Here is a 23,368-nt window from a genome sequence, read left to right as displayed (position 1 = left end):
CCGGCTTACATGGGGACCTGGTCGATGCTAGCAGATCATCCTGCATTTTTCCTTATGAAAAGGCTGCTGTACGTTCGGTAGCGAACACTGAGCAACTATCAGGCGTCCACCCCCTTCATGCCCTCGTCGGTATAACGGGCGCCAAAGGCCGAGCCCGATGGAAATGCCTGCGCCATGGCCGCCAGTTCAAGCGGGCTCAAGCTGATGGACAGCGCGCCAAGGTTGTCGTGCAGATAAGCGATCCGCTTGGTGCCCGGTATCGCGATGATATCGTCGCCCTGCGCCAGCAGCCAGGCCAGCGCCAGCTGGGCCGGCGTGCAGCCTTTTGCCTGCGCCATCTGCTTTACCAGCGCGACGATGGCCTGGTTGCGCGCGATATTCTCATCGGCAAAGCGCGGATTGAAACGGCGAAAGTCTCCGGCGTCGAGCTTGGCAACGTCGTCTATCGCGCCGGTCAGAAAGCCGCGACCCAGCGGACTGTAGGCAACAAAGCTGGCGCCCACGGCGCGGCAGGCGGCCAGCACGCCCTGCTCGGGTTCGCGCGTCCACAGCGAATACTCGCTTTGCACGGCGGCCACCGGCGCGATCGCGGCGGCGCGCAGCAAGGTATTGGCCCCCACTTCGCACAGGCCGATCGCGCGGATCTTGCCCTCCTGCTGCAATTGCGCCAGCGCTCCCATCGATTCTTCCAACGGCGTGTCGAGGTTGATACGGTGCAGGTAAAACAGGTCGATCTTGTCGACGCCGAGCCGCAGCAGGGACGCTTCGCAGGCCTGGCGGATATATGCGGCGCTGTTGTCGACCCGACGCGCATAGCTGCCCGGCTCGCGCGCCAGCCCGCACTTGGTGGCCACCAGCGCCCGCGAGCGCTTGCCTTGCAAAAATCGGCCCAGCAATTGTTCGTTGTGGCCAAAGCCGTAGGCATCGGCCGTATCGAACAGGGTAACGCCGGCGTCGAACGCCGCTTCCAGCGTGGCCAGCGACTGCGCCTCGTCGGTGGCGCCATAAAACTCGGACATGCCCATGCAGCCCAGACCAAGAGGTGAAGTAGCCAGTCCGCTATTGCCGATTTGCCGCACGCTTTGTTGCACGCTTTGTTGCATATTGATTCTCCAGTGATGGTTGAGTAACACCAGTCTGGCGCGCCTTGAGCGGCGGGGGAATGTCCGATTTCGTGATACCTTTCGGGTATGAGAGCCCTGGACACCCATGCATTGACGCTGTTTTGCGCGGTCGCCCGCTGCCTGAACTTCCGCCAGGCGGCGCAGCAACTGCACATGACGCAGCCGCCGCTGTCGCGCGCCATCAAGGCGCTGGAAGACAAGCTCGGCACGCGCCTTTTCCAGCGCGACACGCAGGGCGTGGCGCTGACCGATGCCGGAGCAACCCTGCTGCCGCAGGCGCTGCAGATCCTGGTGTTACTGGAGCAGGCCGAGCGCTCACTGGAACGCGGCAGTACGGCGCCGCAGCTGCGCCTGGGCGTGACGACATCGGTGGAAGCGGGCCTGTTCCGGCCGCTGCTGGCGCAGCTGGCAACGCGCCTGCCGGCCACCATGCTGCGCCTGCAGGCGGGGCCGTCACCGGCCCTGATCACGGCCGTGCGCAAGGGCAAGCTTGACGCGGCGCTGGTGGCCATGCCGGCCAATACCTTCGAACTGGCAGTGCATCCCCTGTTACGCCAGCGCATGATGGTGGCCTTGCCGTCCGGCCACGCGCTGGCGCGCAGGCGCACGCTGCGCCTGCCGGACTTGCAGGGTTTGCCCGTGTTCTGGTTCGAACGGGCGCGCCAGCCGGCGTTTTTCGACCATTGCCAGCAGATATTTGCCCGCCACGGCTACGCTCCCGTGTTCCTGCGCGAACCGGCGGACCATCATGTGCTGCTGGCCGAAGTGGCCGCCGGCAAGGGTGCGGCGCTGCTGGCCGACTCGTTTCGCGCGCTGCGCCTGGCCGGCGTGGTCTACCGCGCGCTGGCCGAAGGCGAGCAACTGGCGCTGCAGATCGCGCTGGTGGCGCCACATGAGCGGCCGCATCCGGCGCTGGCCTTGCTGCGTACACTGGCAAACGCCTGAAGCCCTGCGCAATCGCGCCAGAAGCGCTACCATGTCGCCTTCCCTGTTTATGAGCTTTCACCATGACATTTACCATCAGCGACGCCGCCTACGGCACCGATACCCCTGCCGCCAAGCAAACCATGTACGCCGACCTGCGCTCGCAGCTGCAAGGCCTGCTGGCCGGCGAAAGCGACCTGATCGCCAATACGGCCAACTTCAGCTCGCTGGTGTTCAACACCATGCCGGGCCTGAACTGGGCCGGCTTTTATTTCCTCAAGGACGATGAACTGGTGCTGGGACCGTTCCAGGGCAAGCCGGCCTGCATCCGCATCAAGAAAGGCCGTGGCGTCTGCGGCACCACCGTGGTCGAAGGCAAATCGATCGTGGTGCAGGATGTGCACGCGTTTCCTGGCCATATCGCCTGCGATGTCAATTCGCGTTCGGAACTGGTGGTGCCGGTATTTTCAAATGGCGTGGTGTTTGGCGTGTTCGATCTCGACAGCCCCCTCCCCGGCCGCTTCGACGATGTCGATGCGCAAGGCATCGAGTCGCTGGTGCGCGCGCTGGAAAGCACGATCGTCTGATCAGCCAGCTGCCTTGACGGCAATAAACTCGCCTTTGCCGACCGGTACCAGGCAAGTCGTATAGCGCGTGTCAAGCCGTATGCCGTCAAGGAACGCCGCCATCTCGTCAAAGTGCGAGGTGGCGTTGTCGACCACCAGCACGCCGCCGGGCGCCAGCACGCGGTCCAGCTGCGCCCACCACGCCCCATACTGGCTGCGCGCCGAGTCGAGGAAGATGAAATCCCAGGCGCCGTCCTGCGCCGCACGGAGCACCTCGCCCGCATCGGCCAGTTTCTGCTCGATCACGCCAGACAGCTGCGCCCGCTCTATATTCGCCCGCGCCATGGCAAATTTGTCCTGCGCCAGCTCGACGCTGGTCACCTTGCCGCCCAGCGGCTGCGCCGCGCGCGCCAGCCACAGGGTGGAATAACCGTTCGAGGTGCCGATTTCCAGCAGGCGCCGCGCGCCACGCGCCTGTATCAGGACTGCCAGCAACTCGCCGGTATCGCGCGTGATATTGAGCATGCGGCTGCCGCGCTCGGTGTGCGCCGCATCGTTGGCGATGCCGAACGCTTCGAGTTCACTCAGCAGTGTATCGAGGCTGGTATTGATGGTCATGGCGCCCTCCCGGCAAAAACACCAGCATAACAAAAAATCAAGCCGATTTGACCTTGGCACGACGCAAGGGTTGCTTGAGCAGTTGCACCATCAGCACGCCCAGCAAGGTGACGCCGCCACCGATCACATCGTAGGCGTGCAAGGTTTCGCCCAGGAACAGCATGGCGATGATGACGGTGAATACCGGCAGCAGATTCATCAGCGTGGTGGCACGGCTCGGCCCCAGTTTTGCCAGCCCATGCATCCATAAAAATGGCGCGACGATGGAGGCAGGGATGCCGGCAAACAGCACCAGCGGCAGGCCGGCTTTGGTCACGGGTGGCGCCGACTGGCTCAGGTAATAGACGAACAGCACCGGCACCGCGCACCAGACCTGCACCAGCAGCGAGTGCCAGTTATTGAGCGGAATCTTCCAGCGCTTGAGCAGCACGCCATAGCCGGCATACGACAGACAGGCCAGCAGCATCAATCCATCGCCGGCGGCGGCGCCATGCGCCAGCAGCGCGGCCGGCTCGCCATGGCTGAGCAGGTACGCCAGCCCCAGCAGCGACACCAGGCCGCCGAACACGCCGCCCACGGTGGCCGCCTCGCCCAGCAGCAGCACCGACAGGCCGACCGCCAGCAGCGGCATCATCGACGCCAGGATGCCCATATTGGTGGCCGAGGTGGTCTGCGCGGCGATATACGCCAGGCATTGGTACATCACCATGCCCAGCATGCCCAGCACAAACAGCTTGCCCAGGTAGGGCTTGACGACGGCGCGCTGCTTCCATACCGGGCGACCGAACGCCAGCGCCAGCAGCACGCCGGCCAGCAGCCAGCGGAAAAAGGAAATGGCGGCCGGATCGATCACGCCGACGGCCATCTTGCTGACGATGGTATTGATGGCCCAGATCAGCACGGCGATCACGGGAAACAGATAATGCCTGGCCTGCATGGCGACTCCTGGATTCAACAGCCTGTATTGTCGCATGGTCCGTTTTCATGGATATAATGCATTTCGGACAAACGATACGGACAGGGAGACAATATGGCCAGCAATCAGCATTTTCCTGCCGTTTCCGACAGCCTGCCCTATCCCGTATATTTTCGCCTCGACGATTTCCACGCGCAGCAGCAGTTCGGCTATCTGAGCCACCCATGGGGCCAGCTGACCTATTGCGCCACCGGCGTGATGGAGCTGATGGTGGCGGGCCAGCGCTATCTGGCGCCACCGCAGTACGCCATCTGGATACCACCCGATACCTTGCACGATGGTTATATCCGTCAGGATGTCGTGTTTCATTCGGCCTACATCGACGCCAGCCTGTGCCTGGCATTGCCCACCCGGCCCTGCGCGCTGGTGCTCAGTACCTTGCTCAAAGCCATACTTGGCGACTTTGCCGGGCGTGGCGTCACCACGCCCGCCACCGGCAGCGACCAGCGGCTGGCGCAGGTGCTGGTCGACCAGCTGCAACTGGCGCCAAGCACCAGCAACTACCTGCCCGGCAGTGATGACGCGGTGATCGCCGCGCTGCTGGCGGCCTTGCAGGACGATCCCGGCAGCAAGCGCGGGCTGGCCGACTGGGCCGCGCAATTTCACCTGACCGAACGCACGCTGGCGCGCCGCTGCCAGCGCGAACTGGGCATGCCCCTGGGCGAATGGCGCCAGCGCCAGCGCTTCCTTGCCGCGCTGCCGATGCTGGAACGGGGCGCCTCGGTGCAGGCGATTGCGCTGGAACTGGGCTATGGCACGGCATCGGCCTTTATTGCCATGTTTCGCCGGCAAAGCGGCAGCACCCCTGACCAGTTGCGCCGCGGCATGCGCTGAAACTGCCGCCTGGCGAAAGGTGATGATCGAGGCAAGAATGCTAAAATCGACACATCTTTCATTGAGCAAAAGGACGGTCGCATGAACCCAGTGTCGGAGACGAACGGCGATGAAACCGGCGGCGCCAGCGCGCCGGCCTCGCCCGCCCCCATCAACCTGGGCAAGCACGACGCACCCACCGTACTGGGCAAGCTGCGCACCCTGGTGCAGGACAAGACCCGCTTCGAGCCGCAGGACATCACGCCGCTGGCCGAAGACGATGTGCAGCAGGAGTTTTCACTGCAAGCCCATTACACCTTCGACGCACGCCTGGAACAGCGCCATATCAACGGCTATTTCACGCCGTCAGCGAGCGATCACTGCTGCGCCAGCCATGAAGTGGTGCCATTCGCGCAGGGGCAAAACAGGGACCGGCTGCGCCGCGCGGCGGCAAAACTGAGCACGGCGCTGAACAGCGCTGGCCACGCCTATGATGGCATCGCCGACGGCCTGTACCTGGGACATGCCGTCAAGCAGTGGCACCTGGACACCTGCAACAGCTGCACCGGCCATGGCCGCGTCAACTGCACCACATGTTACGGCAGCACCACCGAAACCTGCTGGAGCTGCCACGGCCGGCGCACCGTCAGCTGCAATGCCTACGGCTGCCATGGCAGTGGCAAAATATCGTGCTCGTATTGCAGCGGCAGCGGTTTGGTCATGGAACAGGTGACCGACTACGTGACGGTGGAAGTACCCACTACCATCTACGAGAACGGCAGCTCGCGCACCAGCTACCACACCGAAACGCGCACCCAGTACCGCAACGTGCAGCGCACTTGCCACCATTGCAGCTACGGCAAGGTCACCTGCAACACCTGCCACGGCAGCGGCAATATCAATTGCAGCACCTGCCGCGCCAGCGGCAGCGTCACTTGCCGCACCTGCAGCGGTGTGGGCGACTTGCAGTGCAATCCTTGCGATGGTTCCGGCAAGGTCGGCAATGCAGCCTGGATCGATGTGCATGTGGCGCCTGCCTACAGCGTCAGCCTGCCGGAACAGGCGCCCGACGAAGCGCGCCGCATCCGCGAAAAAGAAAGCGTGCGCTCACTGGCCGCCATCGCCAGCAGCCTGGCACTGGCAAACGTGCGCATAGACGACGAAGACCTGCCGCAGGAAGTCGAGGCCCTGTACGCGGGCGAATTTCGCATCGTGCGCCTGGACGCCGCCTGCAATGGCGAATCGCATCACCTGGTGGCCTACGGCCGCGATTTGCGCTGGCTGACGCTCGACGATATCGTTGAAAAACTGCTGCGCGGCGATCTCAAGGTGCTTGGCGACGCGCTGGCCGGCAGTCTTGATGACGGCCTGTTCTCGTCCCGTATACAAGGCCTGCTGGTTCCGCTGCGCGATGTGGCAGCGTCCGAGCTGAACGCCGACGTGATCGAAGCGGTGCTGAGCGGCGAGACCAATCACGCCCACGCCGAGGTGGTGTCGGCCGACTACGCCAGCAATGTGCGTACCTGCGTGCTCGGCGCGCTGCGCCAGGTCTATACCCGGCTGGCCAAGCAGTTCTGGTGGAAAGGCGCGCTCGCCGCGCTGGCCGCCACCATCGGCGTGTGGTTTTTCTTCGGGCGCGGCATGGGCGCTTTTGCCGGCCTGCTGGCCACTGGCGCGGCCTGGCTGCTGTTCAGGCGCCAGGTCAAAACGGTGCTGGCAGAGGCCCTGGGCGGCAGCAAGCAGGCCGAGCGGGCCATGCTGATCGCCGGCAAGGGCGGCCGCCACCAGCTGGCCTACACCCTGGTGCTGGCGCCAGCCATCGCGGTGGCGCTGGGCGCCGGCTATGGCCTGCCGCTGCGCCAGCGCGCCAGCACGGCGCCGGTACCGGCCATCGCTTCGACGCCGGTGGCGCCGCATGTGGCCAGCGTACCGCAGGACGCGAGTGCATCGAAAGCCTTGAAACTGTATGAAAACGGCGAGAAGGCGCAGGCGTTGGCAATGCTCGACGTATTGGTCAAGAAGGGCAATGCCGATGCGTATGGCCTGTATGGCTGGATGACCTTGATGGGCGAAGGCCAGCCAAAAAAACCGGGCCAGGCCGCACCGACAGCGCAGGAACGCCAGGCATGGCACGCCGACGCCAAGCCGTGGATCACCCGCGCGCTGGCAAAAAACGACAGCTACGCGCTGGCCGCCAAGGGCGTGATGCTGGCCGAAGGCTGGCAGGAACAGCGCAACATGCCGCGCGCGCTGGAACTCTTGAAACAGGCGGCGCAAAAAGGCAATACCGAAGCGATGCATTTGCTGGGCCTGTACAACATGATGGGCAAAAGCACGCCAGTGAACCACAAGGAAGCGCGCAAATGGTTCACCCAGGCCGCCGACAAGGGCAGCGCCGGCGATATCTACAATCTGGGATTGATGGACTGGGAAGGCGCGGGATTGAAACGCCCCGACCGCGCCAGCGCAATGCAGCGCTGGAAGATTGCAGCAAGCATGGGCGAGGAACGCGCCGTAAAAGCGGTGGCGCAGGGAAAACCGTAAAGATCAGGGAAACAGCAGCAGATGCCGCGCCGTAAAGGCGAGCAACGCGTCGACCAATACTGGCCGCTGCGTCTGGAAGCTGGCCTGTTCGCGCGCCAGCGGCGGCAACTGCAATTGATCCACCGCCAAGGCGCTGACAGTGTCAAAATTCATGTATAGCGCGCTATCGTAGCCTTCCCAATCCACATACGCCAGCCATTCGGCCAGCACCACCACGCACGCCACCGGCGGCGCCAACGCGGCAATGCGTTCCGCACGCAGCACGCTGTCGCTACGGATGCCGTGCTGCATCAGGACCGCTTGCGCCACCTGCTGCAACGCGTCTTCGGGAACCAAACGATGGCGCGCCAGCAGCCGCTCGGTCAGCGAGTTCAGGGCTGGGCGCCTGGCAATGCCGACAAGGTAAAGATTTCAAAACCGGTTTCCGTCACCGCCAGCGAGTGTTCGAACTGGGCCGACAGCGAGCGGTCTTTGGTGACCGTGGTCCATTTGTCGGGCAATACTTTGACCTGGTAGCTGCCGACGTTGAGCATCGGTTCGATGGTGAAGATCATGCCCGGTTCGAGCACGATGCCGGTGCCGGCTTTACCGTAATGCAGCACTTGCGGCGTGTCGTGGAAAACCTTGCCCACGCCGTGGCCGCAGAAGTCGCGCACCGAGGAAAAGCCCTGCGCCTTGGCCACCGCTTCGATCGCGGCGCCAACGTCGCCCAGGGTGGCGCCCGGGCGCACCGTGTTGATGCCGACCATCATCGCTTCATACGCGGTATTGACCAGGCGATTGGCCAGGATCGAGACGGCGCCGACCTTGAAGGTGCGGCTGGTGTCGCCGTGCCACTCGTTGAATTTCGGCGTGACGTCAATATTCAAAATGTCGCCCACCTTCAGGATCTTGCTCTCGGACGGGATGCCGTGCGTGACCACGTGGTTGACCGAAATGCAGCTGGCGTGCTTGTAGCCGTGGTAGTCGATGGTGGCGGGGATGGCGCCGGCGGCGCGCATGAATTCCTCGCACATGGCGTCGAGCTTGGCGGTCGAGATGCCGGGCTTCACAAAAGGCGTGATGTAATCGAGCGTGTCGGCGGCGATGCGGCCGGCCGCGCGCATGCCTTCGAAACCTTCTTCGTCGTGCAGCGGGATTTTCTTGCCGTGTTCAAGCTGGGTGGAATAGCGCATGGTGTGTGTTCTTTATATTGATTAGTGTGTGGTGTGGGCGGCCCAGCCGCGCACGGCGTCGTGCGAGGCGCGCAGCATGGCGTCAACGCTGGCGGGGATCGCGCGGTCCTGGGTCAGATAAGGTTTGACGACGGCCACCGGGGCGTCGATCAGCATGAACTTGAGCACCAGATGATCGAGGCCGGCGCCGGCGCAGCGGCTGAAGCAGGCGTCGAGCGCGGCTTGCTCCTGTTCCAGCGCGGCCTGCAATTGGTCGTCCAGGCCGCCGTTGAAATCGGGACTGTCCTCGCATTGCAGCAGGAAGCGCGCATAGACGGGCTTGCGGCGGCACCAGTCCAGCAGGCCATGCACGCCGGCCCAGGTGTCGCCCTCGCCCCACAGGCTGGCGACTTCTTCGCGGAAGTCGCCTTTCACGCGCAGCCAGGCGCGCGCCAGGATGGCATTGCGCGAATCGAACCGGTGATACACGGAGCCGATCGGCGCGCCCGCCTTGACTGCGATGGCGGACATCGACACCGCCGCCACGCCGCATTGGGCAGCGACCGTGATGGCGCTGTCGATAAAATGATTTTCGTTGAATTTAGCTAGTCTGACCATTCAAATAGAATAGCAATTCTAATTGAATCCGTCAAGCATGCCGAAGTTTGCCTCATGCCCGCGTTCCGTTTGCAGGGCTTCCGCTACCCCACTACGGTGTCGCGAGCTGCGTTGAAGCGCTGCCTTCGGGGATGAGCAGGGCGAAGTCGTAGCCGTTGATCAGATTGAACACGTCGATGTCGCCCGCCGCCAGTTTGCGCAAACCGGGCCGCAATGACCGCAGATCAAATAGCGACCAGCTGCCGTCGGTGGCGCCCGCACCGGCCAGCAGTTTGAAGGCAGAGCTCTCAAGTTCGATCTGTGCCGGCCGGTATGGCTTGCCCGCTCCCGCGAATCTCAGTTGCTGCCCTTTCGCCGCCACCACGATCAGGTGCAGCGAGGTACGACCCTGGCCTTCGGCGCGCTCCGCCAGAAAGTTGCCGACGTCACGATTGTTGAGCGGATTCATACCCTTGTAGGCGTGATTTGCGCCGACCTTCACCACCAGCTTTTGCTCTTGCACGCCGAGCCGCGAGGCCAGGGTCTGCTTTAACAGCGCCAGGCGCATGCGATTGGAGAGGTCGCGATCGCCGGGTACTTTTGAGGCGCTCTTCTGATAGATGGCACGGCTGTCCAGCAGTGCATCGAGCAGGCCGAGCGCAGTTTGCTCCTTGGGGCCAGCCAGTAGCGGGCGCAGCGAAGCGAGTTCCTCGTTGGAGGCCGACAGCATCAGGTACTCCAGGGGATTGCCGGTAGCCACCGCCTTTTGATAAGCGACAGCTTCCATTTGACGCAAGGCTTCCAGCTTCGCGCGGGCGGTCGGATTAACCGGCTGGGCCAGCATCCGGGTGATCAGGTATTTGGCCGTACCGATGAATTCCTGGTCGATGCCCCAATGCTCGAAGCGCGGCCCTGCGGCCAGTGCAAAGCCGGCCAGCATCTCTGCCTCCTGGCGCATGGTGTAGAAAGCAACAGAGTCCGGATAGGCGGCGTCGAATCGGGCGATCGCAGTGACCGCGTCGGCGCGCTTGAGCATCCCTTCGAGCGCGCTTGCCACGACTGGACCATTTTCCGTGACCAGGGTCGTGAAGCCGGCAGGCGCCAGGGCATTGAAGTAGGCGGAAGAGAACTGGGCGATCTCGGCGACACCGTGATCCTCGCCGAGGAGCACATACTGCGCCTGGCGCGAAGCTTGCAGCAGCGTAGCCGCACCGGGCCCCGCCAGCGTGCCTTTGTCCAGCGTGATGGCGAGCCGGTTGGCCTGGAGCTTGTCAAGGACGGCAGTATCGGCGGCGGCCGGACCGGCAAAGCCAAGCATCAAGGCAGAGGCAAGGAAAGCGAAGCGCATGAACATGGCAGTGTGGGCCGATCAGGGCCGATCAGTGAATGAGTCGACAGTGTAACCTGCCGCCCTCAGAGATTTTGCTGAAAACAAACAGCCTGGACCAAGCTTTCCACTGTTCGTCGCAAATCCGGGAAGCCTCGCGCAATGCTCGATACTATCGGCCCATTCAATCAATGAAGGGAGACGTATGCGCATTTGTCCATGGCCATTACCAGTCCACGCTTCAGGCCGCGTGCTATGCCTGGGAGTCTTGCTGGGGGTGGCGGCAGGTAGCGTCCCCGCCCACGCGGGCGAGTCCGATATGGCCGGGCGTATCGCCGGCGGACTGCGGCAGCGGGTGGACATCGCAGGCGAGCCGGCGCAGACCTTCGATATCGAGCAGCGCCTGCGCCGCTATCAGGTCTCCAGCGCCAGCGTGGCGGTCATCCGCGACAGCAAGATCGTTTGGGCCGGCGTCTACCGGCAACCATCCGCGCCTGCGGCCGACACCGACACGCTGTATCAGGCCGCGTCCATCAGCAAGGGCGTGACCGGCGCGCTGGCGCAGCGTCTGGCGCGCAGCAACAAGCTCCAGCTCGATGTTCCGGTGGACGCCTGCCTGCGGCCATGGACCCTGCCCGCAGGGCAGCAAAGCCCCGGGCATCCGGTGACCTTGCGCAATTTGCTCAACCACACCGCGGGTGTGACCGTGTCCGGCTTTCCCGGCTATCCACCGTCGCAGGCGATCCCTGCCGACCTTCAGGTCATCAAGGGCGAGCCGCCGTCGCTCACGCCGGCGGTTGCCATCCAGACCATCCCGGGCGCTGCCTATGCGTATTCCGGCGGCGGCTACACCATCGCCCAGGTCGCCATGCAGCAATGTCTGCACACGCCTTTTGCGGAATTGATGCGCCAGCAAGTGCTGCAGCCCCTTGGGATGCGGCGCAGCACATTCGCGCAGCCATTGCCGGCGGCAGAAATGAACCGCGCGCGCGGCCACTACGTCGACGGCAGCGAAGTCGAAGGCGGAGCCTTCGTCTATCCCGAACTGGCGGCCGCCGGCCTGTGGACCACGGCCAGCGACCTGGCACGCTTCGCCATCGGTATCCAACGGTCATGGAAAACCGGCACGGACTTTCTGAGCGCCACCGAGGCGCGCGATATGCTGACGCCGGCGCTGAACAATTATGCGCAGGGCTTGTTCGTGGTCGGCGATGGCGAGCACAAACGCTTCATGCATTCCGGCGGCAATACCGGCTTCAAGAGCACCTACGCGATGTATCTCGACAGCGGCAACGGCGTCGTCGTCATGACCGACGGCGACAACGGCAGCTATCTTGGCGGCGAGATCGTCAAGGCGGTGGCGTCCGCCTACGGCTGGCCTGACTTCAAACCTCGCCTGGCCCACCCGGCTCCGCTGGACCTGGCAACGGCCACACGCCACGTCGGCATCTACCAGCTCGACCGCTTCGAGGGCCGTTTCGCCAACCGCTACGAACTGCGCTTCGACGGCAAGGACTGGACCATGATCATGCCGGACATCGGCGCCACCCGGCTGGTGCCAACCGGCAAAACCAGCCTGGTATCCCCGGAGACCGGCGAAATTATCGAACTGGCGCAGGATGGCAGACAGGATATGCTGTTGATCGGCGGGCGCAAGGCCCACCGCAGCCCGGACAGCTGAACCGGCAACGGTAGCGCCAACCCGGCCAAGGCGTGCCGGCGCAAGACAGCGATTTTCAGCGTGGGAATTTGTACCGTACCAGCAGCGTAGGTCCCTTTCCCCCAGGTGGAGTCAGCAGTATCTCGTCACCTGGCTGCATCTCTTCATACATCACGGTGCAACAGGTTGGCATCGAGTGGCCGCGCGCCGGATAAACGCCAACCTCGGTGTGCAGGTTCGCCGCGCGTACGTCCACGCTGGCCTCGCCGGATTTTCCCGCTTCTTGCAGCAGTTTGCGCAGCGCAGTGACGAAGTCCTCTTTGCTGAGTCTGGCAGGTGCCTGGCTGGCTTGCGGGCGAACGGCAGCGTCGTTTTTCATGGCAGTTTCTTTCAGTGTATACATTCCCGCCACTATATCATTCGCCTCTGGCCGCCACTTGTCGTATGCCCTGACAGTGGTTGTAAACATTCAGGGTAGAGTGTTACATCTTGTGTCCTGCTGAGGCAGCGTCGGGCTGGCTTTGGCCATCGATCAGGCGAGGCAACGGGCAAGTAGGCATGTCGCCGGGCATGCTAGAATCATGTGGCTTTTTGATAATATTGCTCCGCGCGTTGCGGGGCTAATTGAAAATAGGTCAGCATGCCATTCTCATCGAAATATATCGCTCTTCTCCTTGCCTGTATTTCGTCGTGCGCGCTTGCGCAGCAGCCTCCTGCGGAGCTGGCGCGCAAAGTCTCCGCTGAATTGGACCGGTGTACCAAAGCACTCAAGTGCGAAGTCAATGCTTGCGCCAGCAATGGCGGCCTGAAGTCTTGCTATGGCCGTTCCAACGCCCTTTGGGATCAAGCAATCGCGCAGCTCGAAGCAAGGCTCGACAAAAAGGACGGCTGGTGTGCCACCTATTGGGCGCAATTGAAGGATGCTCAAGCCAAGTTTGCGGAGCAAGCCAGCCAGGTCAAGTCGCTCGGGGATGGCCCGTACAATACAGATGACGATCTTGCTTTGCTCATGTATCAACAGCAGTATGAACTCGCCTATTCGGTGGCGAAGAACAGCGCGTGCAAATGAAAATTATTAAGCGGCCCTTATCGCACGCGCCTGCACGGCTGGCCGCGTATCGGCGCGCAATTCCATATTGATTGATCCAAACTCGCTTGCAGCGGAAAGTCGGCCCAGGGTTTATTGTGTTGCCCCAGGTCAGAAAAGCATTGCACGTATGCACATCAAACGGCAGGGACTTTACAGCGAAATTACGGCAATATACTCATGCGCCCGGTGGGCGGTTAGATGGAGAACAACATGTTTCGAGTTTTGCTTGCCTGTCTCTTGATGGTCGGTACCGCTGCAAAGGCGGACAATATCGAGCGCGACCTCGATGCCATCGTACAAAGCTACGGTGAGGTCGGCATATTCGCCGGCACGGTGCTGGTGGCGCATGACGGCAAGACCGTCTACGAAGCGGCCGTGGGCCTGGCCAATCGCGAGACGAATGTGCCAAACCGCGCCAACACGCGCTTTAACATTGGCTCCATCGGCAAGACCTTCACCGCGGTGTCGATCTTGCAACTGGCCGAAGCAGGCAAGCTCAAACTGAGCGATCCGATCTCGCGCTTCCTTCCCGACATCCCTTACGCGGAGAAGGACACGATCACCGTCGCCCACTTGCTGAACCACTCGGCCGGCACCGGCAACTACATGGCGCACAAGGACTTCGCCGCGAACATGGACAAGCTGCGCACCATTGACGCCTTCCTGCCGCTGATTTACGACCAGCCGCCCAGTTTTGCGGCCGGCAGCCGCTTCCAGTATTCGAATTCGGGCATGGTACTGCTCGGCGCCGTCGTCGAAAAAGCCAGCGGCCAGTCCTACCGCAACTACCTGCGCGACCATATATTCAGGCCTGCCGGCATGACTGACAGTTCGCTCACCCTCGAAGACGAGCCACTGCCTGACCGCTCGATCGGCTACACCCGCAACGGCGACGGCAGCATAAGCTCCAACGTGAAGTCAGTACCGCCGCCGTCCTCCGATGGCGGCATGCGCACGACCACGCGCGATATGCTGCGCTACGATCAAGCGCTCAAGCGAACGGTGTTGTTGTCCGAAGCGAGCAAAGCGACCATGTGGACCCCCGTGGGACCGGACAAGGAATATGCCTTCGGCTGGGAGCGCAAGAGCGCTTTCGGCGACACCGTCATCGGCCATAATGGCGGTGCGCCCGGCATCAATGCGGTGTTCCGCCGCTACCAGGGCAGCGGCTATACGGTCATCGTCCTTTCCAACACGGGCATGGGAGCCACCGACGTTGCCGAAAAGATCGAGGCACGTTTGTATGGCAAACCGGCGCAACTGGCCGTGCAGGCCGATTCCGACATGATGCTGGCTCTCGATCTGGTGATGCGCGGCGACCTGCGCGGCGCCGCCAGGCTGTATGACCGCAATCCGAGCCACGCACCGTCGGTGTACCAGGCGGCAAGGACCCGCATCGACGGCGGCTATGAAACTGCCGAGGCGATAGCACTGCTGGACCGCTACCTTCGCTTCGACGCCGCAGTCCAGGTGGCGCCTCCCGCTGGTGCCTGGTGGCGCAAAGGCATGGCCTATGAGCAGCTGGGCGACAAGGCCAAGGCGCGCGCGAGCTATATGCAGTCGCTGGCGCTCGATCCCGCGTTCGACAAGGCCAGGCAGGCGCTGGCGAAGCTCGATACGCCAGAGACCTGATGCCAGATATCGCTGGGCGCGAATCGGGCGGCGCTTCCGCCCGTGCCTGCATGCCGTCATTGCGCACACCAGCAAACCACGCTTCGGCCCAAGACTCCAGCCCGGGCATCCGGGCCAAGCGGGCCTGAAAAATGTCGAGGGCAAGGCGCGGCGACGCAGACAGTACGCCAGTACGGCAAGGAGCCGCAACGCCGCCATCGGCATTTTCTCGGACCCGTGTCTCCGGCCCGCCGTTTTTAAGCTTTCATCAGCTCCAGGCCGTACCCCATCAACACCGTGCCTGCCTTACAATGCCATGTACCAACCCTGATAGGAGTACCGCTTGCATACGCCCGCCTTTATCGCCTCCGCCCGTTTTGACGATCCCCGCCTGGCTCTGGAACAGGTGCAAGCCATCTACCGTGCCAGCATCGACCACCTGCGCGACGCGCTGCAGCGCTTTGTTGCCGGCGAAAACATGCAGGAACGGGTGCGCGGCTGCTATCCCTTCGTGCGCATCCAGACCGAAACCGTGGCGCGCGCCGATTCGCCGCTGGCCTACGGTTTCGTGGCAGGCCCCGGCGTGTTTGAAACCACATTGACGCGCCCCGACCTGTTTGCCGATTATTACCTCGACCAGTTCACCCTGCTGCTGAAAAACCATAACAACGGCCAGAAGGTGACGCTGGAAGTGGGCGTCAGCGCCCAGCCTATCCCCGTGCATTTCTCGTTTGCCGAACACGACCATATCGAAGGCAATATGGACGCCGGCCGCCGCATGGCCATGCGCGACCTGTTCGACCTGCCCGACCTGGCGGCGATGGACGACGGCATCGCCAACGGCACCCTTGAAACGGCGCATGGCGAAGCGCAGCCACTGGCCTTGTTTACGGGGCCGCGCGTCGACTATTCGCTGCAGCGCCTGCGCCACTACAGCGGCACCTCGCCGCAGCACTTCCAGAACTTCGTGCTGTTTACCAATTACCAGTTCTATATCGACGAATTCATCCGCCTGGGGCACGCCATGATGCAGCGCGCACCCGACGCCGGCACGCCCTCGGACGACGACGGCTATATCGCTTTCGTGGAACCGGGCAATGTGGTGACGCGCCGGGTCGGCCAGTCGGTGGAGGTGGACGACGCCCTGGGCGCGGCGCCGCCGCGCCTGCCGCAGATGCCGGCCTATCATTTGCTGCGCGCCGACGGCAGCGGCATCACCATGGTCAATATCGGCGTCGGTCCGGCCAACGCAAAAACCATTACCGACCATATCGCCGTGCTGCGCCCGCACGCCTGGCTGATGCTGGGCCACTGCGCCGGCCTGCGCACCACGCAAAGCCTGGGCGACTACGTGCTGGCGCACGCCTATGTGCGCGAAGACCATGTGCTCGACGAAGACTTGCCGCTGTGGGTGCCGATCCCGCCACTGGCCGAAATCCAGCAGGCGCTGCAAACGGCGGTGGCCGAAATTACCCAGCTGACGGGGCTGGACCTGAAACACATCATGCGTACCGGCACGGTGGCCAGCACCGACAACCGCAACTGGGAACTGCTGCCGCAGCGCACGCCCGAGCGCCGTTTCAGCCAGAGCCGCGCGATTGCGCTCGACATGGAAAGCGCCACGATTGCCGCCAACGGCTTCCGTTTCCGCGTGCCGTATGGCACTTTGCTGTGCGTCAGCGACAAGCCTCTGCACGGCGAAATCAAGCTGCCCGGCATGGCCAACCACTTTTACCGCGAACGGGTCGACCAGCATTTGCGCATCGGCATCCGCGCGGTGGAACTGCTGCGCCGCCAGGGCGTGGACCGGCTGCACAGCCGCAAATTGCGCAGCTTTGCCGAGGTGGCGTTCCAGTAAAGCGGTTCAAGTAAAGCGTCAGGGGAAGAAACGCGGATCGTACTGCCAGCGCCGCACGGTGCTGGCAGTGATCGCGGCGGCGTCAGGGTGGCGCGGATTGATCAGCACATTGCATTCATCGGGAACGATCACCGATGGCACCACCAGCAACGCGGTCTTGCCCGCCGCGCTCCAGTGATCGCCGGCCCGGCTGGCCGACCGGCTGGCGGGGATGGCGTCCCAGCCGCCAGGCGGTGGGTCGAGTAACTGGCGCGCCTGCCATACTGCTTCCGGCACCTCGATGCGCACCAGGAAGCGGTTGAAAGGGAGCGTGCCGGCGCGCAGGTAGTGCACGGTTTCCAGGGTAGCCAGCGCAATGCTGGTGGCGCAATACACCACCGGCACGCCCTTGCTGTTCCAGCGCCCGCCCGTGAGCTTGGCGCCGATGCCGTTCAGGTCATCGGCGGCATAACCTGGCGTATCGGCGGCGATACGCCAGAGCACGCTCATGCGTAAGCTCCGCTTTCACTCATCGCCAGCAATTCCCTGATCATGTTTTGCCCCTCGAACGTATCCATGTAACTGGCGGGGGTGGCGCCGGCCAGCGCCGGCAACGGCTTGCTCAGCCAGTCAGACAGCCAGCGCGCGGCATCGAAACCGGCCGGATCGCCGGAGCGCTCGACCATGGCTTGCACCATGCCGATCAGCGTCTCGACGCCCAGCACCCGCTCCGACTCGTCTTTCGACAGCAGGCCGGCGTCTTTCTCCTTGCGGCTGATGGTCGCGCGCGACAGGCCCAGGCTGGACAACAGCAGCTCCTTGCTCATGCCCATGCGCGCCGACAAGCGGCTGATGGCCGCCGCCGGAATGCCCTGGCGTATCAGCGCAATGCGTTCATGCGGATCACCGCCATGCATACTCATGCTGTCGTACAAGACCCGGGCCTGGCGCGCCGCCAGTGAGTGATCTGCTTGCTTGGGGATTGCCATGATCGTCTCCTTCAAGACATCAGCATAGATCAAATGAGATCATTTGCAAGGCGCATAGACCAAAAAATGCCGCTCAGTTTGCGCTGAACGGCATGCTCATTAGAAAAGCGGTTCGCCCACCGTTACAGGAAGCGATCAAGGATTTTGCGCGTGTGCTTGTCGATGGTAAACATGTCGCGGATCAGAAATTGAATGCCATGGCTGTCGGCGATCAGCAGCGAGGCCGCGCCGATGCGGCGGATGTCTTCCTCGCCTTTCAGCACGAACTGCGTCTCGCCGCGATCCGTATCGACATGCCAGGTGCACGGCGTGGCAAAGCTCGACACGCTTTTCACGCGCGAAATCTCGGGCATGAATTCGCGCCCTTCGAGTTCCTCGATCAGCAAGTCGCGCGAGGCTGGCGGCAAGTCGTCCAGATGCTCGATCCACGCCACTTCCTTGCCATCGCCCTGCACCAGCGAAATGCCTTCGTCGGGCGACTGGATCGGAAACGCCCGCACCGGCGCCACGCCCTCGATGACCTGGCCGTCAAACGTCGTCATCAGCAACTTGCCATATGGGTTGCGGCTCAATCCAAAAGTAATCTCGGCCATGCTTATTCCTTGTCTTCCAATACCATTTCAGCGGCGTTGCGCGCCTGCGCTTCGTACAGGCGGTAATATGCGCCCTCTTTTGCCATCAGCTCGTCATGGCTGCCCACTTCCACCACCTGGCCACGGTCCAGCACCACCAGGCGGTCGGCCCGCTGCAGCGTCGACAAGCGGTGCGCAATCGCAATCGTGGTGCGGCCCTGCACCAGGTTGTCGAGCGCCTTCTGGATTTCTTTTTCGGTTTCCGAGTCCACCGACGAGGTCGCTTCATCCATGATCAGGATGCGCGGATCGATCAGCAAGGCGCGCGCGATCGAGATGCGCTGGCGCTCGCCGCCCGACAACCCCTGGCCGCGCTCGCCCACCATCGAATCGTAGCCCTGCGGCAGGCGCAGGATGAATTCGTGGGCATGCGCGGCGCGCGCGGCGGCGATGATGTCCTGGCGCGTCGCGTGCGGCTTGCCGTAGGCGATGTTTTCGGCGATGGTGCCGAAGAACAGGAAGGGTTCCTGCAGCACCAGGCCGATATTGCGGCGATAGTCGGATACGGCAAACGAGCGGATATCGACGCCATCGAGCAAAATCGCGCCTTCCGACACGTCATAGAAACGGCAGATCAGGTTGACCAGCGTGCTCTTGCCCGAACCGCTGTGGCCGACCAGGCCGATCATTTCGCCGGGCTTGATGTTCAGAGTGATGCCGCGGTTGACCGCCCGGTTGCCGTAGCGGAAACCCACTTCGCGCAGATCGATCCGGCCTTCGACCTTGTCCAGTTTCACCGGCTGCGATGGCTCGGGCACGCTCGATACATGGTCGAGGATGTCGAAGATGCGCTTGGCGGCCGAGGCCGACTTTTGCGTCACCGACACGATGCGGCTCATGGAATCGAGGCGGCCATAGAAACGCGTGCTGTAGGCGATAAAGGCGGTCAGTACGCCGACCGTGATTTCGCCGCGCGACAGTTGCCAGATGCCGAAGCACCAGATCACCAGCAAGCCCATTTCGGTCAGGAACGACACGGTGGGCGAGAACAGCGACCAGACCTTGTTCAGTTTGTCGTTGACGGCCAGGTTGTGCGCATTGGCGTCGCGGAAACGCGCCGCTTCGCGGTGCTCCTGGGCAAATGCTTTCACCACGCGGATGCCGGGAATCGTATCGGCCAGCACATTGGTCACTTCGCTCCACACGCGATCGATCTTTTCAAAGCCGGTACGCAAACGGTCGCGCACCAGGTGGATCATCCAGGCGATGAACGGCAATGGCGCCAGGGTCATGATGGCCAGCCATGGGTTCATCGACCACAGGATGGCGCCGGTCATGATGATCATCAGCACGTCGGAGGCGAAGTCCAGCAAATGCAGCGACAAAAACACGCAGATGCGGTCGCTGCCGCTGCCGATGCGCGCCATCAAATCACCGGTGCGCTTGCCGCCGAAGAATTCGAGCGACAGTTTCATCAAATGTTCATACGTGGCTGAACGCAGGTCGGCGCCCATGCGCTCGGATACCAGCGCCAGCACATAGGTCTTGCCCCAGCCCAGCAGCCAGGCCAGCAAGGCTGAGCCGAGCAGGCCGCCCATGTAATACACCACCAGCCATGGGTCGATCTGCTGTCCGTTTTGATACGGGATCAGCACATTGTCCATCAGCGGGGCCGTCAGGTAGGGCGGTATCATGTGCGCGGCGGTGGAGAGCAGCATCAAGGTGAAACCCAGCGCCAGCTGGCCACGGTAGGGGTGGGCGAAGCGCCACAGGCGGAACAGGGTCCAGGTCGACGGCGGGGTATGCAGCACCTTGGCGCAGATCGGGCATTCTTCCTGGTCCGGCTCCAAAGGCGCTTTGCAGCTGGGACACACTTCCTGCTCGGCTGCCAGGACAGGCTGGCCCGTCAGGTGGCTGTCGAGGCGCTCGACGAATTGCTCCAGCACCCGCATCGCGTGCAGGTTCTGGCCCAGGGTAAAGCGCCACGAGGCCAGGCGGCCATGGTCGTCGAACAATTCAAGGTGGCCGACACCGGCGTGATCGTGGTGCGCCAGGCGCAGGCCGGGCCGGTACGACCAGTGCTGCCACGTGGTTTCGCCGGGCGCGCGCGCCAGCAGACGCTTCTCCGTGACAACTATTATGCCTTTTGTGAAACGTAATCGCGCGTCGAGGTCAACCTCCACGCTACTTAAAACGTTCTCCCCGGCAAGCAGATTGTTTTCCACCTGCGCCAGCCAGTGTTCAGGCAGCGAAGTGGCGGGGGTGGGTACTGCAGGAACTATCAGTTCAGTTGTCATCGTAAAGCATGCTCCGGCTCTTGGCCTGGCCCTTGAAGGGCGGATTTGGGGGGTGAAAGCTGCCTGTCCTGGGGTGTGCAGCGGGGTGGCGACTGGCAGATTAACCAGTTGCAATTTCCTGTATTGTATCGAATGGATGCCTGCAGGTATGGCAAGGATGGCGAAACTGATCAGCAAGCGCCAGGTGGATGCTGCGCTTTTGCAACGCCAGGCGGAAGTATACAACAACGGGCCGTTGCGCAAATGATGCAATTTGTGGGGCAAGCCAGGGTAAAAATGATATGTAAGGCAACGATAGGTAACAATTAGAAACGTAACTCCAGCAGAATAGTAGAAGCAAATGCGACAGGAGGCCCCTAAAAGTGGCACACTGCGCATACCCGGGATAAAGAACCAAGCGCAGAGCCTGAAAAGTCTCTGTAGAGCCACCTAAAGTATCTGGCGCCCAGACGCCTGGCTTGTTATCAAGAAACCACTTACATGATCAAGAAGAAGAACATCGAATTTGTCCGCGTCACCCATCTGCGCGGCCCGAATATCTGGACCTACCGTCCGGTGATCGAGGCCTGGGTCGATATCGGCGAACTGGAAGATTACCCATCCAACACCCTGCCCGGCCTGTACGAGCGGCTTGTCGTATGGCTGCCCGGCATGATCGAGCACCGCTGCGGCGTGGGCGAACGCGGCGGCTTTTTCGAGCGCCTGCGCGAAGGCACCTGGTCGGCCCACATCCTCGAGCACGTGGTTCTGGAACTGCAAAACCTGGCCGGCATGCGCACCGGTTTCGGCCAGACGCGCTCGACCAGCCAGCGCGGCGTGTATAAAATGGCTTTCCGCACGCGCGAAGAACAGGTCGGCCGCGCCTGCCTGGAAGCGGCGCGCGAACTGCTGATGGCCGCCATCAACGACACCGCTTTTGATCTCGAAGCAACCCTGGCGCCGCTGCGCGAGATGGTCGATTCGCGCTGCCTGGGACCGAGCACGGCCAGTATCGTCGATGCCGCCACCGAACGCCGCATTCCCTCGCTGCGCCTGAACGACGGCAACCTGGTGCAACTGGGCCATGGCGCCGCACAGCGCCGCATCTGGACCGCCGAAACCGACCGCACCAGCGCGATTGCCGAAGGCATCGCCAGCGACAAGGACCTGACCAAGTATCTGCTCAAGGCCTGCGGCGTGCCAGTGCCTGAAGGCAGCCTGGTGCGCAGCGCCGAAGCGGCCTGGGAAGAAGCCCAGGATATCGGCGTGCCGGTGGTGGTGAAACCATACGATGGCAACCATGGCCGCGGCGTATCGCTCAACCTGATGACCGAAAGCGATGTCAAGGCAGCCTATGAACTGGCCGCCACGCAAAGCGACAGCTCGGCCGTGATTGTGGAAAGTTTCATTACCGGCGACGAACACCGTTTGCTGGTGGTCGGCAACAAGCTCGTTGCCGCTGCCAAGGGCGAATCGCTGTGGGTCGACGGCGACGGCACATCCACCGTTTTACAGCTGGTCAATACCCAGATCAATACCGATCCGCGCCGTGGCGAAGGCGAAGATTTTCCGCTCGGCACCGTCCGTCCGCATGAATCGGGCGAGATCGTGCTGGAACTGCAGCGCCAGGGCATGACCGCCGATTCCATCCCACAAGCGGGCCAGAAAGTGCTGATCCAGCCGAACGGCAACGTTGCCATCGACGTTACCGACGAAGTCCACCCATCGGTGGCGCATGCGGTGCTGCTGGCCGCGCGCGTGGTCGGCCTCGATATCGCCGGCATCGACCTGGTCACCAAAGACATCACGCGTCCGCTCGAAGAGCAGCGCGGCGCGATCATCGAAGTCAACGCCAGCCCGGGCCTCTTGGCCCATATCAAGCCGGGTGTCGGCAAGCCGCGCGCGGTTGGCGCGGCGATTGTCGAGCATCTGTTCGAACAGGAAGAGACCGGCCGCATTCCGCTGATCGGCGTGACGGGCACGCGCGGCGCCAGCCTGATCGTGCGTATGCTGTGCAAACTGCTCAATTTGTCCGGCCTGCATACCGGCGCCGTCTGCGGCGAAGGCATGTTTCTCGACCAGCGCCGCGTGGTCAGCGGCAATTGCGTGAACTGGGATGCCGGCCAGCGCCTGCTGCTCAACCGCACCGTGCAGACGGCCCTGTTTGAAAGCAATCCGCGCATGATCCTGGCCGAAGGCCTGGCGTATGACCGCTGCCAGATCGGCATCGTCACCGACACCGGCAGCCTGGATGACGTGAAAGATTTCGATGTGCTGGACGAAGCGGGCCTGTACAAGGCCGTGCGCAGCCAGGTCGACGTGGTCTTGCCGACCGGCGTGGCGGTGCTCAACGCGTCCGAGCCGCAGGTATTGGCACTGGCCGAGCTGTGCGATGGCAGCGTCACGCTGTTTGCCCAGGATGGCAGCCTGCCCGCCATCGTTGCCCACCTGGCCGCCGGGCGCCGCGCCGCTTTTGTGCGCGGCAACCATATCGTGCTGGCCGAAGGCGGCATTGAAATCGTGCTGCTGTGCCTGGACCTGCTGAAACCGGCCACCGCCGGCAACGTCGACAGCGTGCTGGCGGCCGTCGCTGCAGCCTGGTCGCTGGACCTGTCCACCGACCTCATTTGCGCAGGCCTGCGCACGTTTGACGCGGCGCCAGGCAGCATCGGCAACTGAGCGGCAACAGA

Annotated in this window: 21 protein-coding genes; 9 read left to right on the top strand and 12 right to left on the bottom strand. The window is 62.9% G+C overall.

The genetic code is table 11. The features are described from left to right. Window positions 1–98 precede the first annotated feature (98 nt). A complete protein-coding gene (locus tag AC0Z42_RS13300) occupies window positions 99–1,103 on the bottom strand; it encodes an aldo/keto reductase (protein WP_485468690.1) in 1,005 nt (334 codons plus the stop codon). Between the two features lie 87 nt (window positions 1,104–1,190). Between AC0Z42_RS13300 and AC0Z42_RS13295 the strand changes: the two genes are divergently transcribed. Together AC0Z42_RS13295 and AC0Z42_RS13290 are read left to right on the top strand one after the other, a co-directional pair. Then, on the top strand, window positions 1,191–2,069 hold the full coding sequence (locus tag AC0Z42_RS13295) for a LysR family transcriptional regulator (protein WP_485468689.1): 879 nt from the start codon (window positions 1,191–1,193) through the stop codon (window positions 2,067–2,069). 62 nt (window positions 2,070–2,131) lie between these two features. Continuing rightward, window positions 2,132–2,635 carry a GAF domain-containing protein gene (locus AC0Z42_RS13290; RefSeq protein WP_485468688.1) on the top strand — a complete coding sequence of 168 codons (504 nt, stop codon included), beginning with the start codon at window positions 2,132–2,134 and terminating at the stop codon, window positions 2,633–2,635. On the opposite strand, the gene AC0Z42_RS13285 is transcribed toward AC0Z42_RS13290, so the two are convergent. Further along, window positions 2,636–3,232: an O-methyltransferase gene (locus AC0Z42_RS13285; protein ID WP_485468687.1), complete on the bottom strand. Its 597-nt coding sequence runs from the start codon at window positions 3,230–3,232 to the stop codon at window positions 2,636–2,638. A gap of 37 nt (window positions 3,233–3,269) precedes the next feature. Next, on the bottom strand, window positions 3,270–4,169 hold the full coding sequence (locus AC0Z42_RS13280) for a DMT family transporter (RefSeq protein WP_485468686.1): 900 nt from the start codon (window positions 4,167–4,169) through the stop codon (window positions 3,270–3,272). A 93-nt stretch (window positions 4,170–4,262) separates the two neighbouring features. On the opposite strand from AC0Z42_RS13280, the gene AC0Z42_RS13275 reads away from it, so the two are divergent. Then, a complete protein-coding gene (locus AC0Z42_RS13275; RefSeq protein ID WP_485468685.1) occupies window positions 4,263–5,042 on the top strand; it encodes an AraC family transcriptional regulator in 780 nt (259 codons plus the stop codon). Window positions 5,043–5,123: 81 nt separating this feature from the next. Further along, on the top strand, window positions 5,124–7,565 hold the full coding sequence (locus AC0Z42_RS13270) for a tetratricopeptide repeat protein (protein WP_485468684.1): 2,442 nt from the start codon (window positions 5,124–5,126) through the stop codon (window positions 7,563–7,565). Between the two features lie 3 nt (window positions 7,566–7,568). On the opposite strand, the gene AC0Z42_RS13265 is transcribed toward AC0Z42_RS13270, so the two are convergent. The 4 genes from AC0Z42_RS13265 to AC0Z42_RS13250 form a co-directional block, all read right to left on the bottom strand. Beyond that, a complete protein-coding gene (locus AC0Z42_RS13265; protein WP_485468683.1) occupies window positions 7,569–7,901 on the bottom strand; it encodes a hypothetical protein in 333 nt (110 codons plus the stop codon). Window positions 7,902–7,936: 35 nt separating this feature from the next. After that, window positions 7,937–8,740 (bottom strand): type I methionyl aminopeptidase, encoded by an 804-nt coding sequence (gene map / locus AC0Z42_RS13260; protein ID WP_485468682.1) that lies wholly within the window; start codon window positions 8,738–8,740, stop codon window positions 7,937–7,939. Window positions 8,741–8,761: 21 nt separating this feature from the next. After that, on the bottom strand, window positions 8,762–9,337 hold the full coding sequence (locus AC0Z42_RS13255; RefSeq protein WP_485468681.1) for a TetR/AcrR family transcriptional regulator: 576 nt from the start codon (window positions 9,335–9,337) through the stop codon (window positions 8,762–8,764). A gap of 91 nt (window positions 9,338–9,428) precedes the next feature. Beyond that, a complete protein-coding gene (locus AC0Z42_RS13250; RefSeq protein WP_485468680.1) occupies window positions 9,429–10,670 on the bottom strand; it encodes a hypothetical protein in 1,242 nt (413 codons plus the stop codon). Between the two features lie 292 nt (window positions 10,671–10,962). On the opposite strand from AC0Z42_RS13250, the gene AC0Z42_RS13245 reads away from it, so the two are divergent. Next, entirely contained in the window at window positions 10,963–12,324 is a 1,362-nt protein-coding gene (locus tag AC0Z42_RS13245; RefSeq protein ID WP_485468679.1) for a serine hydrolase domain-containing protein, read from the top strand. A 55-nt stretch (window positions 12,325–12,379) separates the two neighbouring features. Here AC0Z42_RS13245 and AC0Z42_RS13240 read toward each other — a convergent pair whose 3' ends face one another. Beyond that, window positions 12,380–12,682 carry an HNH endonuclease gene (locus AC0Z42_RS13240; RefSeq protein ID WP_485468678.1) on the bottom strand — a complete coding sequence of 101 codons (303 nt, stop codon included), beginning with the start codon at window positions 12,680–12,682 and terminating at the stop codon, window positions 12,380–12,382. A 261-nt stretch (window positions 12,683–12,943) separates the two neighbouring features. Between AC0Z42_RS13240 and AC0Z42_RS13235 the strand changes: the two genes are divergently transcribed. The 3 genes from AC0Z42_RS13235 to AC0Z42_RS13225 all read left to right on the top strand — a co-directional run bounded on the left by AC0Z42_RS13235 (window position 12,944) and on the right by AC0Z42_RS13225 (window position 16,862). Next, on the top strand, window positions 12,944–13,372 hold the full coding sequence (locus AC0Z42_RS13235; protein ID WP_485468677.1) for a hypothetical protein: 429 nt from the start codon (window positions 12,944–12,946) through the stop codon (window positions 13,370–13,372). Between the two features lie 231 nt (window positions 13,373–13,603). Further along, on the top strand, window positions 13,604–15,025 hold the full coding sequence (locus tag AC0Z42_RS13230; RefSeq protein WP_485468676.1) for a serine hydrolase domain-containing protein: 1,422 nt from the start codon (window positions 13,604–13,606) through the stop codon (window positions 15,023–15,025). Window positions 15,026–15,347: 322 nt separating this feature from the next. Further along, window positions 15,348–16,862, top strand: a complete 1,515-nt coding sequence (locus tag AC0Z42_RS13225; protein ID WP_485468675.1) for an AMP nucleosidase — start codon at window positions 15,348–15,350, stop codon at window positions 16,860–16,862. An 18-nt stretch (window positions 16,863–16,880) separates the two neighbouring features. Here the strand turns inward: AC0Z42_RS13225 and AC0Z42_RS13220 are convergent, their stop codons facing one another. The 4 genes from AC0Z42_RS13220 to AC0Z42_RS13205 form a co-directional block, all read right to left on the bottom strand. Next, entirely contained in the window at window positions 16,881–17,351 is a 471-nt protein-coding gene (locus tag AC0Z42_RS13220; RefSeq protein WP_485468674.1) for an RES family NAD+ phosphorylase, read from the bottom strand. Next, entirely contained in the window at window positions 17,348–17,830 is a 483-nt protein-coding gene (locus tag AC0Z42_RS13215) for an antitoxin Xre-like helix-turn-helix domain-containing protein (protein WP_485468673.1), read from the bottom strand. The genes AC0Z42_RS13220 and AC0Z42_RS13215 overlap by 4 nt, the downstream gene beginning before the upstream one ends. 122 nt (window positions 17,831–17,952) lie before the next feature. Continuing rightward, window positions 17,953–18,423, bottom strand: coding sequence for a cyanophycin metabolism-associated DUF1854 family protein (locus tag AC0Z42_RS13210; protein WP_485468672.1), 471 nt, complete (start codon window positions 18,421–18,423; stop codon window positions 17,953–17,955). 2 nt (window positions 18,424–18,425) lie between these two features. Next, on the bottom strand, window positions 18,426–20,699 hold the full coding sequence (locus AC0Z42_RS13205) for a cyanophycin metabolism-associated ABC transporter (protein WP_485468671.1): 2,274 nt from the start codon (window positions 20,697–20,699) through the stop codon (window positions 18,426–18,428). Between the two features lie 480 nt (window positions 20,700–21,179). Between AC0Z42_RS13205 and AC0Z42_RS13200 the strand changes: the two genes are divergently transcribed. Then, a complete protein-coding gene (locus tag AC0Z42_RS13200; RefSeq protein WP_485468670.1) occupies window positions 21,180–23,357 on the top strand; it encodes a cyanophycin synthetase in 2,178 nt (725 codons plus the stop codon). The last annotated feature ends 11 nt before the right edge of the window (window positions 23,358–23,368 follow it).

The sequence above is a fragment of the Janthinobacterium sp. 1L-D-8-B-C4 genome, assembly GCF_057291295.1.
The sequence above is the reverse complement of the archived record's forward strand: the minus strand, read 5'-3'. Positions and strand labels throughout refer to the sequence as shown.

Excerpts from the sequence above, each read along its gene's own strand:
- AC0Z42_RS13300 (WP_485468690.1), bottom strand. The coding sequence starts at position 1,103 with ATGCAACAAAGCGTGCAACAAAGCGTGCGGCAAATCGGCAATAGCGGA.
- AC0Z42_RS13295 (WP_485468689.1), top strand. The coding sequence starts at position 1,191 with ATGAGAGCCCTGGACACCCATGCATTGACGCTGTTTTGCGCGGTCGCC.
- AC0Z42_RS13290 (WP_485468688.1), top strand. The coding sequence starts at position 2,132 with ATGACATTTACCATCAGCGACGCCGCCTACGGCACCGATACCCCTGCC.
- AC0Z42_RS13285 (WP_485468687.1), bottom strand. The coding sequence starts at position 3,232 with ATGACCATCAATACCAGCCTCGATACACTGCTGAGTGAACTCGAAGCG.
- AC0Z42_RS13280 (WP_485468686.1), bottom strand. The coding sequence starts at position 4,169 with ATGCAGGCCAGGCATTATCTGTTTCCCGTGATCGCCGTGCTGATCTGG.
- AC0Z42_RS13275 (WP_485468685.1), top strand. The coding sequence starts at position 4,263 with ATGGCCAGCAATCAGCATTTTCCTGCCGTTTCCGACAGCCTGCCCTAT.
- AC0Z42_RS13270 (WP_485468684.1), top strand. The coding sequence starts at position 5,124 with ATGAACCCAGTGTCGGAGACGAACGGCGATGAAACCGGCGGCGCCAGC.
- map (WP_485468682.1), bottom strand. The coding sequence starts at position 8,740 with ATGCGCTATTCCACCCAGCTTGAACACGGCAAGAAAATCCCGCTGCAC.
- AC0Z42_RS13255 (WP_485468681.1), bottom strand. The coding sequence starts at position 9,337 with ATGGTCAGACTAGCTAAATTCAACGAAAATCATTTTATCGACAGCGCC.
- AC0Z42_RS13250 (WP_485468680.1), bottom strand. The coding sequence starts at position 10,670 with ATGTTCATGCGCTTCGCTTTCCTTGCCTCTGCCTTGATGCTTGGCTTT.
- AC0Z42_RS13245 (WP_485468679.1), top strand. The coding sequence starts at position 10,963 with ATGGCCGGGCGTATCGCCGGCGGACTGCGGCAGCGGGTGGACATCGCA.
- AC0Z42_RS13240 (WP_485468678.1), bottom strand. The coding sequence starts at position 12,682 with ATGAAAAACGACGCTGCCGTTCGCCCGCAAGCCAGCCAGGCACCTGCC.
- AC0Z42_RS13235 (WP_485468677.1), top strand. The coding sequence starts at position 12,944 with ATGCCATTCTCATCGAAATATATCGCTCTTCTCCTTGCCTGTATTTCG.
- AC0Z42_RS13230 (WP_485468676.1), top strand. The coding sequence starts at position 13,604 with ATGTTTCGAGTTTTGCTTGCCTGTCTCTTGATGGTCGGTACCGCTGCA.
- AC0Z42_RS13220 (WP_485468674.1), bottom strand. The coding sequence starts at position 17,351 with ATGAGCGTGCTCTGGCGTATCGCCGCCGATACGCCAGGTTATGCCGCC.
- AC0Z42_RS13215 (WP_485468673.1), bottom strand. The coding sequence starts at position 17,830 with ATGGCAATCCCCAAGCAAGCAGATCACTCACTGGCGGCGCGCCAGGCC.
- AC0Z42_RS13210 (WP_485468672.1), bottom strand. The coding sequence starts at position 18,423 with ATGGCCGAGATTACTTTTGGATTGAGCCGCAACCCATATGGCAAGTTG.
- AC0Z42_RS13205 (WP_485468671.1), bottom strand. The coding sequence starts at position 20,699 with ATGACAACTGAACTGATAGTTCCTGCAGTACCCACCCCCGCCACTTCG.
- AC0Z42_RS13200 (WP_485468670.1), top strand. The coding sequence starts at position 21,180 with ATGATCAAGAAGAAGAACATCGAATTTGTCCGCGTCACCCATCTGCGC.